General features: G+C 64.1%; 13 protein-coding genes and 2 rRNA genes (1 of these 15 cut by a window edge). 9 read left to right on the top strand and 6 right to left on the bottom strand.

Going from position 1 to position 14,369, the window contains the following annotated elements:
* Together BUB39_RS19475 and rrf are read left to right on the top strand one after the other, a co-directional pair.
* A 23S ribosomal RNA gene (locus BUB39_RS19475) occupies nucleotides 1-918 on the top strand (it extends 1,846 nt beyond the left edge of the window).
* Nucleotides 919-997: 79 nt separating this feature from the next.
* Nucleotides 998-1,112, top strand: a 5S ribosomal RNA gene (gene rrf / locus BUB39_RS19470).
* A 906-nt stretch (nucleotides 1,113-2,018) separates the two neighbouring features.
* On the opposite strand, the gene BUB39_RS19465 is transcribed toward rrf, so the two are convergent.
* The gene (locus tag BUB39_RS19465) at nucleotides 2,019-2,918 is read right to left on the bottom strand and encodes an NAD(P)-dependent oxidoreductase (RefSeq protein ID WP_073056786.1); all 900 of its coding nucleotides are present in this window, start codon (nucleotides 2,916-2,918) and stop codon (nucleotides 2,019-2,021) included.
* A 120-nt stretch (nucleotides 2,919-3,038) separates the two neighbouring features.
* Here BUB39_RS19465 and BUB39_RS19460 point away from each other — a divergent pair, with 120 nt between their 5' ends.
* Genes BUB39_RS19460 through chrA form a run of 3 tightly spaced genes read left to right on the top strand, consistent with a single transcriptional unit; the run spans nucleotide 3,039 to nucleotide 6,396 of the window.
* Nucleotides 3,039-4,112, top strand: a complete 1,074-nt coding sequence (locus tag BUB39_RS19460) for a LacI family DNA-binding transcriptional regulator (protein WP_073056784.1) — start codon at nucleotides 3,039-3,041, stop codon at nucleotides 4,110-4,112.
* A gap of 27 nt (nucleotides 4,113-4,139) precedes the next feature.
* Complete coding sequence (locus BUB39_RS19455; protein ID WP_073056782.1) at nucleotides 4,140-5,108, top strand: 2-hydroxyacid dehydrogenase; 969 nt, start codon at nucleotides 4,140-4,142, stop codon at nucleotides 5,106-5,108.
* Between the two features lie 43 nt (nucleotides 5,109-5,151).
* A complete protein-coding gene (chrA, locus tag BUB39_RS19450) occupies nucleotides 5,152-6,396 on the top strand; it encodes a chromate efflux transporter (RefSeq protein WP_210187108.1) in 1,245 nt (414 codons plus the stop codon).
* A 53-nt stretch (nucleotides 6,397-6,449) separates the two neighbouring features.
* Here chrA and BUB39_RS19445 read toward each other — a convergent pair whose 3' ends face one another.
* Genes BUB39_RS19445 through BUB39_RS19435 form a run of 3 tightly spaced genes read right to left on the bottom strand, consistent with a single transcriptional unit; the run spans nucleotide 6,450 to nucleotide 9,724 of the window.
* Complete coding sequence (locus tag BUB39_RS19445) at nucleotides 6,450-7,967, bottom strand: DHA2 family efflux MFS transporter permease subunit (protein WP_073056778.1); 1,518 nt, start codon at nucleotides 7,965-7,967, stop codon at nucleotides 6,450-6,452.
* 42 nt (nucleotides 7,968-8,009) lie between these two features.
* The gene (locus tag BUB39_RS19440) at nucleotides 8,010-9,173 is read right to left on the bottom strand and encodes an HlyD family secretion protein (protein WP_073056775.1); all 1,164 of its coding nucleotides are present in this window, start codon (nucleotides 9,171-9,173) and stop codon (nucleotides 8,010-8,012) included.
* A complete protein-coding gene (locus tag BUB39_RS19435) occupies nucleotides 9,170-9,724 on the bottom strand; it encodes a MarR family winged helix-turn-helix transcriptional regulator (protein WP_244540307.1) in 555 nt (184 codons plus the stop codon). Before BUB39_RS19435 ends, BUB39_RS19440 begins: the two co-directional genes overlap by 4 nt.
* 174 nt (nucleotides 9,725-9,898) lie before the next feature.
* Between BUB39_RS19435 and BUB39_RS19430 the strand changes: the two genes are divergently transcribed.
* On the top strand, nucleotides 9,899-11,095 hold the full coding sequence (locus tag BUB39_RS19430) for an OpgC family protein (RefSeq protein WP_073056773.1): 1,197 nt from the start codon (nucleotides 9,899-9,901) through the stop codon (nucleotides 11,093-11,095).
* Between the two features lie 67 nt (nucleotides 11,096-11,162).
* Here the strand turns inward: BUB39_RS19430 and BUB39_RS19425 are convergent, their stop codons facing one another.
* Entirely contained in the window at nucleotides 11,163-11,345 is a 183-nt protein-coding gene (locus BUB39_RS19425; protein ID WP_073056770.1) for a YdcH family protein, read from the bottom strand.
* Nucleotides 11,346-11,602: 257 nt separating this feature from the next.
* Here BUB39_RS19425 and BUB39_RS19420 point away from each other — a divergent pair, with 257 nt between their 5' ends.
* A complete protein-coding gene (locus tag BUB39_RS19420) occupies nucleotides 11,603-11,809 on the top strand; it encodes a YdcH family protein (protein WP_073056767.1) in 207 nt (68 codons plus the stop codon).
* A 9-nt stretch (nucleotides 11,810-11,818) separates the two neighbouring features.
* Here the strand turns inward: BUB39_RS19420 and BUB39_RS19415 are convergent, their stop codons facing one another.
* On the bottom strand, nucleotides 11,819-12,499 hold the full coding sequence (locus BUB39_RS19415; protein WP_073056764.1) for a GGDEF domain-containing protein: 681 nt from the start codon (nucleotides 12,497-12,499) through the stop codon (nucleotides 11,819-11,821).
* Nucleotides 12,500-12,722: 223 nt separating this feature from the next.
* Between BUB39_RS19415 and purE the strand changes: the two genes are divergently transcribed.
* Nucleotides 12,723-13,187 carry a 5-(carboxyamino)imidazole ribonucleotide mutase gene (purE, locus tag BUB39_RS19410; RefSeq protein ID WP_073056997.1) on the top strand — a complete coding sequence of 155 codons (465 nt, stop codon included), beginning with the start codon at nucleotides 12,723-12,725 and terminating at the stop codon, nucleotides 13,185-13,187.
* Nucleotides 13,180-14,271: a 5-(carboxyamino)imidazole ribonucleotide synthase gene (locus tag BUB39_RS19405; RefSeq protein WP_073056761.1), complete on the top strand. Its 1,092-nt coding sequence runs from the start codon at nucleotides 13,180-13,182 to the stop codon at nucleotides 14,269-14,271. The genes purE and BUB39_RS19405 overlap by 8 nt, the downstream gene beginning before the upstream one ends.
* The last annotated feature ends 98 nt before the right edge of the window (nucleotides 14,272-14,369 follow it).

Here is a 14,369-nt window from a genome sequence, read left to right as displayed (position 1 = left end):
ATGGCGTAACGACTTCCCCGCTGTCTCCAGCACCCGCTCAGTGAAATTGAATTCCCCGTGAAGATGCGGGGTTCCCGCGGTCAGACGGAAAGACCCCATGAACCTTTACTACAACTTTGCACTGGTATTCGTGTTTGCATGTGTAGGATAGGTGGTAGGCTTTGAAGTTCGGGCGCCAGCTCGGATGGAGCCATCCTTGAAATACCACCCTTGTGAATATGGATATCTAACCGCGGCCCGTCATCCGGGTCCGGGACAGTGCATGGTGGGTAGTTTGACTGGGGCGGTCGCCTCCCAAAGTGTAACGGAGGCGCGCGATGGTGGGCTCAGAGCGGTCGGAAATCGCTCGTCGAGTGCAATGGCATAAGCCCGCCTGACTGCGAGACTGACAAGTCGAGCAGAGTCGAAAGACGGCCATAGTGATCCGGTGGTCCCACGTGGACGGGCCATCGCTCAACGGATAAAAGGTACTCTGGGGATAACAGGCTGATGATGCCCAAGAGTCCATATCGACGGCATCGTTTGGCACCTCGATGTCGACTCATCACATCCTGGGGCTGGAGAAGGTCCCAAGGGTTCGGCTGTTCGCCGATTAAAGTGGTACGTGAGTTGGGTTCAGAACGTCGTGAGACAGTTCGGTCCCTATCTGCCGTGGGTGTAGGAAAATTGAGAGGATCTGTCCTTAGTACGAGAGGACCGGGATGGACGTACCTCTGGTGGACCTGTTGTGGCGCCAGCCGCATTGCAGGGTAGCTACGTACGGACGGGATAACCGCTGAAAGCATCTAAGCGGGAAACCCACCTCAAAACGAGTTTTCCCTTGAGAGTCGTGGTAGACCACCACGTCGATAGGCCGGGTGTGGAAGTGCGGCAACGCATGTAGCTTACCGGTACTAATCACTCGATAGGCTTGATCGCCCTCATTAATCCATGCTCATCCCGACGGATGAAGCGTCAGTGACAACAGCTTCTTCAAATCCGATACGAACTTTGCCGGCCTGGTGGTCATGGCGAGGAGCCTGAACCCGATCCCATTCCGAACTCGGCCGTTAAACTCCTCCGCGCCAATGGTACTTTGTCTTAAGACACGGGAGAGTAGGTCGCCGCCAGGCCTGCAAAGTTCGTATCCAATCTCTCTTCACACCCTTTCAAAAAGCCCCGACGCGCAGAAATGCCCGCCGGGGCTTTTTGTCGTCCGCGAACAGCGGAAGGTGGGGGGCGACGGCCCGGCTCCGGCGGCAACACAACACGGCCCGCTCCATGCGAAACATAAGAGCCGCCCCAAGGCGCTGCCGCCGGTGGGGGGAGGGGGCGGACAGCCGCCAGGACAACCATGTTCCCCAACAGACGCGATCCACGATGCAACCGCCGAACGGCGGGTAACCAAAGGTCGCGCTCCAAGCCCCGCAGCACCCCGAAGCGAACCCGCCGCCCAGGCTGAGATGACGCGCCTGAAAGCAACCGACAAGCCGCGCGCGTGAGCAGCGGCACAGGCAACAACACAAGCAGAGCGTCAGGCATCTGAACACCCCTCACGCTCGCAGGCGCGATCCACGCGCCGACATCGCCCACAACAAACGCCCCCCACCTAAACGCATCCCTACCCACACAAGCCTCCCACAAAGCAGCACTCAGGCGGGGGGCCTGTCGTTCTCGGTACTTGGAAGGCTGCTCCTCGTGCCGCCCCAGAACCCGCCACCGCGCATTGCGCAGTGATTGATCGCTGCAGCGTCGCGCCCTGCCCGAAAGTGAAGCCGGATTCGAGGCTCGAGTTCAGTTGTGGGTGCGCTGCCGATGGCCGTCTTCTGTAGAAGAGGGTCTGATCGAAGTCGCCGAGCAGCAGAGTTCGTACGGCCAAAGTATCATCGAGCAATTCGGCAGGCCCATGTAGATGGTCTGTCTGTGCTCCTCCCTGGGCCTTCGGTCCCGCCGACCCGATAGAGACATGCGGCATTTGCCATGACACGCATATATCGATGACCCTGAGCGTGCGAATGTCGCTCCTAGCCGATGCTCGATTATTGCTTTGGCCTCACGCCATTCGCCTCGGCAACGAAATCCGACAGCATCGGGACGTATTTTTCCGCCTGGCCTGCGGCAGACATGGCCGCGAATTGGTTCTTGACGGCGCTGCCGAGCGGATTGACGAGTTTCGCGCTATCGGCCATGCCGCCGAGATAGCGCAGATCTTTGTAGGCGTTGGCGATCGTGAACTGATGCGCGTTCTCGTCACGCTTGATCACGTAGGTCATGAAGGTATCGTAGAAGCCGCAGCGCATGCGGCCCTGGCCGATGACGGAGTGGAAGGTCTCGGCATCGATTCCGACCTTGGCGCCCAGCGCCAGAGCTTCGGAATAGAGAGCGGCATAGCCGAGCGAGAGGAAGTTGTTGATCAGCTTCATCTTGTGGCCAGCCCCGACGGGGCCGACATGGACGATGGTAGCGGCCCAGCAGGCGATAAGCGGCTGCGCGCGCGCGAAATCGGCGTCCGATGCGCCGACCAGCGCCTGGAGCGTACCGGCCTTGGCTCCGGCTGGCGTGCCGCCGAGCGGCGCGTCGACGAGGCTGGCGCCCTTTGCTGCGAGAACCTCGGCGAGGCGAAGTGTCGAATCCGGCTCTGCCGTGCTGCAATCGATGACGATCAGGCCAGGCTTCGCACCGGACAGGATGCCATCCTTGCCCTCGATGATGGCTTCGACCTCAGGCGAGCCGGTCACGCAGAGGAAGATCGCGTCGGCGAGTGACGCCATTTCCGCGGCGCTCGCCACCTCGCGGGCGCCGTCCGCCACGAGGCGCTCGACCGCGTCCCGCCGGCGATTGGCCATGACGAGCAGCGTGTTGCCCTTCGCCATCAGATTGGCAGCCATACCCTCGCCCATATAGCCGAGGCCGATGAAGCCAACGGTGCTGCCTGCCATGATGCGTTCCTGTCCCGCTTTGCCAAAATCCGATTTTGCCAGAACCTAAATTGGTTTAAGCGAATGAGCAAAGGGCCTGCACGGGTTGCTCTGGCGCTTGGCCGGCCTGGTGGAGGGATGATGGCGGATCGCGACGAGACGCGCGGCCTTTCGACTGCGGCGCGGCTCCGCGGGGGACGCCGCGGACTGACCTTGCGCATGCTCGGCGCGGAGCTTGGTCTGTCGACGGCCACCATCTCGCTGGCGCTGCGCGATTCGCCCCTCGTTGCCGATGCGACGCGGCTGCGTGTGCAGGCGCTGGCCGCAGAAGCTGGCTATGTCGCCAATCGTTCGGCAGCCAGTCTTCGGACTGCACGCACCAATATGGTCGGCGTGATGGTGCATGACGTCATCAATCCCTATTTCGCGGAGATTTTCCGGGCCCTCGAGGCGGCGCTCAACGAGCGTGAACTTGCGATCATGATCTGCAATCATGCCGATGACATCCGCCGGCAGCGGACATTCGTCGACACGCTCATGCAGCATCGCGCCGACGGGCTGATCATGTGTCCTGCGATCGGTACCGATGCGGACGACGTGGCGCGCATCGTTGATTCAGGGCTGCCCTTCGTCATGATCTGCCGAGAGGTCGCCGATATCGCCGTGCCGATGGTACGAGGCGATGATTTCGCCGGTGGCCGAGCCCTGACACGGCATCTCGTGGCCGAAGGGCATCGGCGCATCGCCTTTGTCGGTGGGCGACGTGCCACGAGCGCCGGCCGCGAGCGTCACGCGGGCTACGTCGCGGCGCTGGCAGAGGCTGGCATCGAGGTCGATCCGTTATTGGACGTACCGGAGACGATGACGCAGGCCGCGGTTCGCGAAGCAGCCACGACGCTGCTGGCGCTTCCCTCGCCGCCGACAGCGCTGTTCGGCTTCAACGACCTTGTTGCGTCCGGACTGATGTCGGCGTTGCGTCATGCGGGGCTGGAACCCGGGCGTGATGTCGCGGTTGCAGGGTATGACGACACTGACGGTGCGGCATGGTCGGCGCCGGCACTGACCTCCGTCTTTAACGCTGCCGAGGAGATAGGCAGCCTCGCCGCCAGCCTTCTGAGCGCACAGATCCACGGGGAGCCTGCGACGCCGACACGCATTCTGATCGAGCCGGAGCTCAGGATCCGAGCCTCGACCCGCTTTGTTCCATCCGCTTGAACCCATCCCCCGAGGAGACGCCGCCCGATGTCACGGCCCCAAATTCTCATGCCCGCCCGCATGTCGGAGAATATCGAGCGCACCCTGGACGCGCATTTCACGGTGCACAGGCTCTATCTGCGCGACGATCAACCCGCTGCCCTTGCGGCGATCGCCCCGCATATCGGCGGCATAGCGGCGGGCGGCGCAGTAGATGCCGCGCTCATCGATGCGCTTCCGCATCTGCAGATCATCGCCAATTTCGGTGTCGGATATGACAAGATCGACGCCAAGCATGCGAGCGCCAAAGGCATCATCGTCACGAATACGCCTGACGTGCTGACGGAGGAGGTCGCCGATACGGCGCTGGGCCTCGTCCTGATGACCGTGCGTGAATTCTCGGCCGCCGAACGCTATCTGCGCGCCGGTCGCTGGCCATCCGGCCCCTATCCGTTGAGCGGCGCGACATTGCGCGACCGCTCCGTCGGGATCGTAGGGCTCGGGCGTATCGGCAAGGCGATCGCGCGGCGGCTCGAGGCCTTCGGCGTGCCGGTGGTCTATCACAACCGCCGACCACAGGATGATGTCGGTTATCGTTACTATCCTGACCTCGTCGAGATGGCGCGCGATGTCGACACGATCGTCAGCGTTCTCCCCGGCGGCGCGGCGACGGACAAGCTGATCGGCAAGGACGTGCTCGACGCGCTGGGGCCGCGCGGCATTCTCATCAACATCGGGCGTGGCACTGTCGTTGACGAGGCCGAGTTGATCGCGGCGCTCAAGGAGCGCCGGATTCATGCTGCCGGCCTCGACGTGTTCGAGAAGGAGCCACAGGTTCCTGCGGAACTGATGGCGCTCGACAATGCGGTCCTGCTGCCTCATGTCGGCTCGGCCTCGGTGCATACGCGCGACGCCATGGGCCAGCGTGTCGTCGACAACCTGCTTGCATGGGCCGCCGGCAAGCCCCCTTTGAGCCCCGTCGCAGAGACGCCATTCAAAGGCTGGCGCCCTCGCTAGGGACCGTCTTGCGGCTGTCTTGCCTGCCCTTCAGGATCGGATGATGCGCGATCCTCATCAAGCGGCAAGTACGACTGCCCCAGGAGCACTGACGATCTTCCTGGCCTTCCTGCGGCTCGGGCTCACCGCTTTTGGTGGGCCTGTGGCGCATCTTGGCTATTTCCGTGACGCCTTCGTTATTCGGCTCGGCTGGATCGAGGAGCCCGCCTATGCGGATCTTGTGGCGCTGTGCCAATTCCTGCCCGGCCCGACATCGAGCCAGGTCAGCATGGGGATTGGCTATGAGAAACGTGGGTTGTCCGGAGCCCTGGCGGCATTTGCCGGCTTCACGCTGCCTTCTGGGCTCATCATGGCGGGCCTCGGCATGGCGCTGTCGGGTGGGGCGGAGATTGATCGGGGATTGCTCGGCGGCCTCGCGCTTGTCGCGGTCGCCGTGGTCGCCGAGGCGGTGCGCGGCATGGCGGGGTCACTGGCCGCCAATCGCCGGACTGGCGCCGTCGCGGTCGTCACTGCCGCCCTGGCGCTCGTCTTTCCTGGCAGCTTGACGCAACTCGCTGCGATCCTGGCTGCGGCGTTGCTCGGGACCCTTGTGCCGCTCGCCGAATTGTCGCCGTCGCGGCCGCGGGAGGCGATCGGCTCGCGAGGCCTTGCTTTCGGCGCCCTGGCCGTGTTCGTGCTGCTTCTCGCGGGATTGCCGCTCGCCGCTAGCGTGACGGGATCGCCCGTGTTCGCGCTCGCGGATGCGTTCTACCGCGCCGGGGCGCTGGTCTTCGGCGGCGGACATGTTGTGCTGCCGCTGCTCGAACGAAGCGTCGTTGCGTTCGGGTTCGTGCCGGCGGAGAGCTTCGTGGCGGGCTATGGCGCCGCACAGGCAATGCCGGGCCCGCTGTTCTCGATCGCATCGTTTCTGGGGGCCGTCGCCGCCGTGCCGAACGCGATGGCTGGCGCACTGCTCGCGACCCTCGCCCTCTTTGCGCCCGGCTTCCTGCTCATCGTCGGCGTACTGCCATTCTGGCGCCGGATCGGCGGATATCAGCCGATGCGACGCGCCCTCGTCGGCGTCAATGCGGCGGTGGTCGGGCTGCTGGCGGCGGCTCTCTACGATCCGGTCTTCCGCACGGCGGTGCATCGCCCTGGTGACGCAGCCTTCGCGCTGGCAGCCTGGGGGCTGCTGACGCTCGCGCGCTGGCCTGCCTGGAGCGTCGTCATCCTCGGCGCGCTCGCCGGCTTGACGCTTGAACGGCTCGATGGCGGAATCGGCGCCGCCGTCTCGCTGGTCGGGGGGTAGGGACCCCAGGCGAGACGAAGGTGACTGCGCCGAAGAGAAGGGATGCCGGCCGGTCAGTCCAGCGCGACGTGTTCGGCGGGTCCGGACTGAGGCTTGTTGCGCAGCAGAAGCAGCAGCGGGATCGTCGTCAGCGTCACGAACATCATGAACTTGAAGTCGTCGATATAAGCGACGAAGGCGGCTTCGCGCGTGATGAACGCGTCGAGCGATGCCATCGCGCTGAGGCTGCCATTCGCGATATCGGCCGGCAATGCCGGGTTGGTTGCGGTGACGTGGCCGGCGAGCGACTGGTGATAGACCTGCGTGTTCTGGGACAGGAGCGTCGCGACGATCGAAACGCCGATCGACGAGCCGAGATTGCGCACCAGGCTGAACAGGCTGGCTGCGTCGGTGCGCCAATGCGGCGGCAGAGTCGCGAAGGCAATCGTCGACAGCGGCACGAACACGAAGCCGAGCCCGAAGCCCTGTGTCACGCCTGTGATCATGAACGGCAGCGAGCCCATTTCCGGCGACCATGTCGTCATCTCATAGAGGGACCATGAGGTGAGGGAGAGGCCGACGAGGATCAGAAGACGGGCGTCGAGCCGGCCGACAAGGCGGCCGACCAGCATCATGGCGATCATCGTCCCGACACCGCGCGGCGCGAGGATCACGCCGGTGGTGATGACCGGATAGCCATAGAGATTCTGCAGCATTGGCGGCAGCAGCGCCATGGTGGCGAGCAGGATGATGCCGATGATGAAGATGAAGACGAGGCCGGTGACGAAATTGCGATCCTTGAAGATGTGCGGATCGATGAAGGTCAGCTTGGACGTCGCCATGTGAATGGTGAAGACCCAGAAGCCGATGGCGGCGAGACTCGCTTCGATGAGAATCTCGGGCGACGAAAACCAGTCGAGCTGCTCGCCGCGGTCGAGCATCATCTGCAGTGCGCCGATGCCGAGCGAGAGAAACGCGAAGCCGAAGAAATCGAACTTCCGCTGGCGGATCGCGCCTTCGGCCATGAAGAAGAAGATGCCGAGAAAGGCGACGATACCGACCGGCAGGTTGATGAAGAACACCCAGCGCCAGTTGAAGCTGTCGGTCAGCCAGCCGCCGAGCGTCGGGCCGATGATCGGGCCGACCATGATGCCGGCGCCCCACATCGCCATGGCCTGGCCGTGCCGCTCTTTCGGATTGATGCTGAGCAGCACGGATTGCGACAAGGGAACTAGTGCGGCGCCGAAAACGCCCTGCAGAATACGGAAGCCGACCATCTGCATCAGGCTGGTCGAGAGGCCGCACAGCATCGAGGCGAGCGTGAAGCCGACGATGCAGGTGAGGAACAACCGCTTGATGCCGATGCGGTCGGCGACCCAGCCGGTGATCGGCGTCGCGATCGCCGCCGCGACGATGTAGGAGGTCAGGACCCAGGTGATCGTATCCTGCGCCGCCCCCAGCGAACCCTGCATCGAGGGCAGCGCCACATTGGCGATCGTGGTGTCGAGCACCTGCATGATCGTCGCGAGCATGATCGAGACGGTGATCAGCCCGCGGAAGGGAACGACAGGTCCGGCGCTCGTGGTCGTCATCGGCAGTTTCCTGGCGGACCGCAGATCTCGCGGTCGCCGCCGTCAGCGGCTTGTCGTGGCTCCGCCCGCCGCCGGCTGGGCGGCGGCCGCGCTGCCAAATCCGGGCAACGAGCGTTTGAAGCCCGTATCGACCGCGACGGACGCGCTCAGTCCGGTCGGGACGGCGGCAATGTCGAGCGGATCGTCGATCTTGAGGCGAACGGGAACCCGCTGCACGACCTTCACCCAGTTGCCCGTCGCGTTCTGCGCCGGAAGCAGCGAAAAGGCCGAACCCGTGCCCGCATCGATCGAATCCACCTGGGCATGGAATGTCTGGTCCGGATAGGCATCGAAGGTGACCGTCGCCGGCTGGCCGATCTTCATGTGAGTGAGATCGGTCTCCTTGAAGTTCGCCTCGATATAAGAGGTGTTGGTCTCGACTAGGCTCATCAGCACGGTCGGTGCCATGGCCGGATTGGTCACATATTGACCGACGCGGAGGCGATCTGTCTGCGAGACGATGCCATCGGCGGGGGCGAACACGGCCGTCTGCTTGAGGGAGAGTGCGGCGCTGTCGCGCGCAGCCACGGCCTGCATCACAGTTGGATGCTGGTCGGTCGGCAGGTCAGGATTGCCGCCAAGCGCGGTCAAGGCCCCTGCGAGCTTCTCCTTCGCCTGCGTGACGTTTCGCTGGGCGCTGCTCAGATTATTCTGTGCGGTGTCGAAATCGGCGTTCGAGCTGACGCCGCGCTTCAAAAGGTCCTGCTGACGGCTGAACACCTTCTGCTGGTAGTCGAGCGTGTCCTCTGCCGACTTCTCTTCTGAAATCGCCTGCTGGTAGGTAGACCGGAGCTGCTCGACCTGAAGACGTGCCACGGAAACTGCGGCGTCGGCCTGGTTGAGCGCGAGCGCATAGGGTTCCGGGTCGATCTTGAAGAGCAGGTCACCCTTCTTGACGGCCTGGTTTTCATGCACTGCCACTTCGACGATGCGCCCCGACTGGTCGGCCGTGATCGCGACGCGGTTTTGTTCGAGATAGGCATTGTCCGTCGAGGCGTAGCGCCCGCCGGTGAGCCAGAGATAGCCGCCGCCGACTGCCAGGGCGACCGGAAGCGCCAGCATCAGCACGAAACGCATGCTTCGGCGTCGCTTCGGTGGGGGAGCCTCGCCAACGACGGATAGCTGCGGTGCGGGCTTCTCGGCCTCTTTGGCAGGTTCGGCGCTCACGACAAACTCTTTTCTTCCTGCGGGATGCAATCGGCGGTCGCTATCGCCCCCACGCAGTCGCTCGCAGGCTCGGCGCCGTAGCGCGCCATGTTGGCGCGCATCAGCGTCAGCGCATTGGCCAACTGCGCGGTCTCGGTCTCGTCCATGCCCTCGAGCGCCGACTTCAGCACATCGTTGGCGATTGCCTTCATGGCCTGGAGGTGCGGCTTCACGGCTGGGGTCAGCTGAAGGCGGCGTGCCCGCCGGTCGGACGGATCGGGAAGGCGGACGACATAGCCGAGCCCCTCCAAACGATCGATATGGCGCGACAGCGTGATCGGCTCGACGTCCAGGGCCTCGGCCACGACGGCTTGGTTGGAGCCCTCGTTGTGATAGAGAAAGGCGAGGACTTGCCACTGAGCGCGCGTCAGCGCGCAACTTTGTGCGGCCTGATCGAAAGCGCGACGGAGAAGCCGTGCAACGTCGTTAATCAGGAAGCCGAGGTGCTTTTCCGGGGGCATCGTATCCATGGCCCCAAGATAATAAGTGAAAGATATAATATCAAGAGACATCATCGTCTCCTGGCTGCGGTCCCGCGGCCGCCTTCCGCGCGCTTTTCAACGCAAGAGCTGTGGCCGAACCGCCTTTTTTGGCGTGGCCAGCGTTGATTGGCGCGTCTCGTGCCGTAAGCTGGCCTTTTTTTGTGGTTAGCCGCCTCGGCGAAGGTGGATCGGACGGAGGCGGCGGTGGACACGGCAATTTCGGGCAAGATGCCGCGCGACTATCGGATCGACTTCTTCCGGGGGCTCGCGCTGATTTCGATTTTTGTCAATCACATCCCCGGCAATTGGTTCTCGAACTTCACCCATCGCAATTTCGGTTTGTCCGATGCGGCGGAAGTCTTCGTGCTCCTGGCGGGTATATCGGCGGCACTCGCTTATTATCCCCGCTTCGTCAACGGCCAGGCCGGACTTTCAGTCGCGCAGATCGTCAAGCGGATCGGAACCCTCTACATCGCGCATCTTTCATCGATCGCGATCGGCTTCGCAGTCTATGCGGGGGCCTCGCTCTGGCTCAATCAGCCCGACCTGCTCATTCCCGACGAGCGGCACTGGATCCTGGACCAGACGGTCCAGTCGCTGTTCGGCATTGGTGCGCTGACTTACCAGACCGGCAACTTCAACATCCTGCCGATGTATATCGGCATGTTGGCTCTGCTGCCCTTCATCATGATCCTGGCGCGGATCAGCCTGTTGCTGGCGCTCGCGAGCAGCGCCGTGCTCTGGCTCGTGGCCAACATATTCCATTTCGGTCCGCCGAACTTTCCGGGCAACGGCGTCTGGTACTTCAACCCGCTGACCTGGCAGCTGATCTTCACCATCGGCTTCTGCTGTGGCGTCCACCTGCGGCGTGGGACGCGGATCGCGCCGTCGCCCCTCATCTATGCTGCCGCACTTGCCTATCTGATCGCCGCGGCGCTGCTGGTGATGCTGCCGCTCTGGGATCGCTTTCCGGTGCTGCCGGAATGGGTCTGGATCTCCGGCTTCAACAAGAGCTGGGTCGGGCTCTTCCGACTCGTCCACCTCCTGGCCTTCGCTTACGTGATCCTCTGCAGCCCGATTCCAGCCTTCCTCAAGGCGAGGCTCACGCATGACAACTGGATCGTCAGTCTCGGCCGCAACACGCTGCCTGTCTTCTGGCTGTCGACGCTGCTCGCGGTCATCGGGCACATCATCCGCGAGGATGTGTTCATGCTTCCGAACGATCCAATGCTGACGATGAAGTCTTTTGCCATCGATTGCCTGATCGTCGGCGTCGGTGCGGCGCTGCTGTTTGCGCTGGCGCTGCTGCTCGACTGGTTAAAACCGGGCGCCAAGCCGCGGCAGCACGCCAGCGAGGCGCCGCGCCGGCTCGGCGCCGCGCGTCTCGAGCTGGCGGAATAAGGCGGACAAAAAGAAAGCGCCGCGTGGCAACGCGGCGCTTTCCGAAACTGGTGCGTTGGGCCGATGCTCAGTGCATCGTCGTGTCATCCTTCAATCTGGCAATCTCGTCCTTGACCTGAAGCTTCTTGCGTTTGAGCGCCTTGATCTGGAGTGGATCGATGCTGGGATGAGTCTTCATCACATCCTCGATTTCCTTGTCGAGCGCCTCATGACGACGCTCCAGCGCTTCAAGATGCGACAGCATGGACATATGAAATGCCTCCCTTCGCTTGCAATGACGGCACGCGGATCGTGCCACAAACCCGGGGGACTGTCGAACGCCGCGGCGCCCTGATGACGCTTTCGTGACACCGCCGGCTGACCATCTCCCTCTTCTGATGTGTAGGCATTCGAGCCTCGTTCAAGGGGCTGGCGGTGAAACGGCTCGCAAGCCGCCAGACGAGCATGTATCCTCCTGCCGAGAGCAGCGGCCGTCCTCCGGCGGCGGCGCGGCGGGGTCGGGTGTGTATGACTGAGGAAGAAGAACAGGAGATCCGGTTCGAGCTGGCACGCCTCAGGCAGGAGCACAGCGATCTCGATGCCGCCATCTCCGTGATGTCCGAAACGGGCAAGATCGACCCGCTCCGCATCCAACGGCTGAAGAAGAAGAAGTTGGCGCTGAAGGACCGGATCGCCGTGCTTGAAGATCAGCTCCTGCCGGACATCATCGCCTGATTATCGGCGCTAGCCGCGGGGGGCCCGGCGCCGCGCGCCGAGCAGCGTCTCGATCCGCGTGATGAGCCCGTCCGGCGTTTCATCGGGCTGGATCTGCGCCGCCGCGATGCGCGCGCTCACGGCTGCGACGCGCCCTTCAAGAAGACGGTCCATGCCGCCCACCGCTGCCCGCAATGCGTCGAGCCGTGGCTGGCAATCCACAGCGGCGGCGTTCCACAGGACGAGCGCGAACTGATAGGGATCGATGCGGGCGGCGACGTCGCACGAGCGCATGACGCCCTTCAGCCGCACGCCGATCGTACCGAGAACGCGATTGGCGACTTGCTGCCCATGCCGCTCCGCGACGGCGGCGAGACCATCGATCGCAATGAGCACGCCGACAGCGGGTGTCTGGTAGCGATTGCGGAAGGCTGCCGCCTTTTCCACTTCGCGATCGAATGTGCGGCGGTTGAGAAGACCGGAGACCGGATCGACGGCCGCCTCGACCTCGAGGGTCGCGATACGGTGGCGGCTGAGGTCGAGCGCTGCGCGCAGCGCTGCAACTTCCTGCGAGAGCCTCACCACCAGCGCCCGCTGCTCCACCGGGACGGCCGCGAGTTCGTCCTCGGCCGCAATGGTCATGCGGCGCGTCGGCCGGTCCAGGTCGGGGGAATGCTGCTGCAGCGGAGAGGCGATACGCGGGTCGGGCATGGAGGGAATGGTGAGGTCAAACTGGTTCAGCTTCGGTTAACGATGGCGATGACGGAAATCGTTTGCGCAGGTTTCGCAATTCCTTAGCTGCAACCTACGCGACGGCTGCGCAGTTTTTCCGGCGCGTGCTTGCGCGCATCGTTCGAGCTTTATAGTGTCCGCCGCATCACGACGACATGGAGAGACGCGCTTGGCAGGATCCGCTGCGCCGGTCGCCATCATCATGGGCAGCCAATCCGACTGGCAGACCATGAAGGCGGCCGCTGAAACCCTCGACGCGCTCGGCATTCGCCATGACGACCGCATCGTCTCCGCGCATCGGACGCCCGATCGCCTCGTCGCCTTCGCGACCGGCGCGCGCGCGGCAGGGCACAAGGTGATCATCGCCGGCGCCGGTGGCGCCGCGCATCTGCCCGGCATGTGCGCGGCGATGACGCCGCTGCCGGTGCTCGGCGTTCCCGTGGAATCCAAGGCGCTGTCCGGCCAGGACAGTCTGCTTTCGATCGTTCAGATGCCGGCTGGCGTTCCTGTCGGCACACTGGCCATCGGTCGGGCCGGCGCCGTCAATGCGGCTTTGCTCGCCGCCGCGATCCTGGCTCTCGAGGACGCGGCGCTTGCCGCGCGGCTAGACCAGTGGCGCGCTGACCAGACGGCGCGGGTCGCGGAGGAGCCGGTGCGCGATGCCTGAGAACAACCTCAAGCCGGGCTCGACCATCGGGATTCTCGGTGGCGGACAGCTCGGCCGCATGCTGGCCGTCGCGGCCGCCGAACTCGGTTTCCGCTGCCACATCTATTGTCCGGATGGCGAGAGTCCGGCCTTCGATGTCGCTGCGGCGCGAACGGTCGCCTCCTATGAGAACGAAGCTGCGCTCGCGGCTTTCGCGGGTTCCGTCGACGTCATTACCTATGAGTTCGAAAACGTCCCCGCGACCACGGCCGAATTCCTCAGCGACCAGGTCGCCGTGCTTCCGGGCGTCCGGGCGCTGGCGGCGTCGCAGGACCGGCTTTCCGAGAAGGAGCTGATGCGCTCGCTCGGCATCGATGTCGCGCCCTTTGCCGCCGTCGACAGTCTCAACGATCTCGAGGCCGCGCTCGAGAGGCTCGGCCGTCCGGCGATCCTCAAGACGCGCCGGTTCGGCTATGACGGCAAGGGCCAGGTGAAGATCATGCCGGGCGACGATGCCGCCGCGGCCTATGAGGCGCTCGGCCACCGCCCGGCAGTCCTGGAAGGTTTCATCTCCTTCGCGCGCGAGGTCTCGGCGCTGGTGGTGCGCGGACGTGGCGGGGAGACCGCCGTCTACGACATCACCGAGAACGTGCATCGCAATCACATCCTTCATACATCCACTGTGCCCGCTGCGATCCGGCCGGAGACCGCCGCCGAAGCGCGTGCGCTCGGCATCCGCATCGCCGAGGCGCTCGATTATGTCGGGCTGCTGGCGGTCGAGATGTTCCTGGTCGAGGAAGGGACGTCGGAGCGTCTCGTCGTGAACGAGATTGCGCCACGCGTGCACAATTCCGGCCATTGGACGCAGGATGGCGCCGGCGCCTCGCAGTTCGAGAACCATATCCGCGCCATTGCGGGCTGGCCGCTTGCCGATACGCGACGCCATTCCGATGCGGTGATGACCAATCTCATCGGCGCCGATGCGGACGACTGGCACGCGCTTGCTGCCGAGCCCGGCGCGCGGCTGCATCTCTATGGCAAGGCCGAGAGCCGCCCCGGCCGCAAGATGGGCCATGTGAACCGAATCAGCCGAAAGCGCGGCTGATCCAATCCGCCTTCCAATCGGAGGGTCGCGATCCCATATCTGTCCGTCCGGCGCGCCACGCCTGCCCAAGGGGTGGCGCCCGCCGCTCAAAGGCGCTA

Source organism: Kaistia soli DSM 19436 (genome assembly GCF_900129325.1).
Lineage (GTDB): Bacteria > Pseudomonadota > Alphaproteobacteria > Rhizobiales > Kaistiaceae > Kaistia > Kaistia soli.
This window is presented reverse-complemented; position numbering and strand designations above follow the sequence as displayed.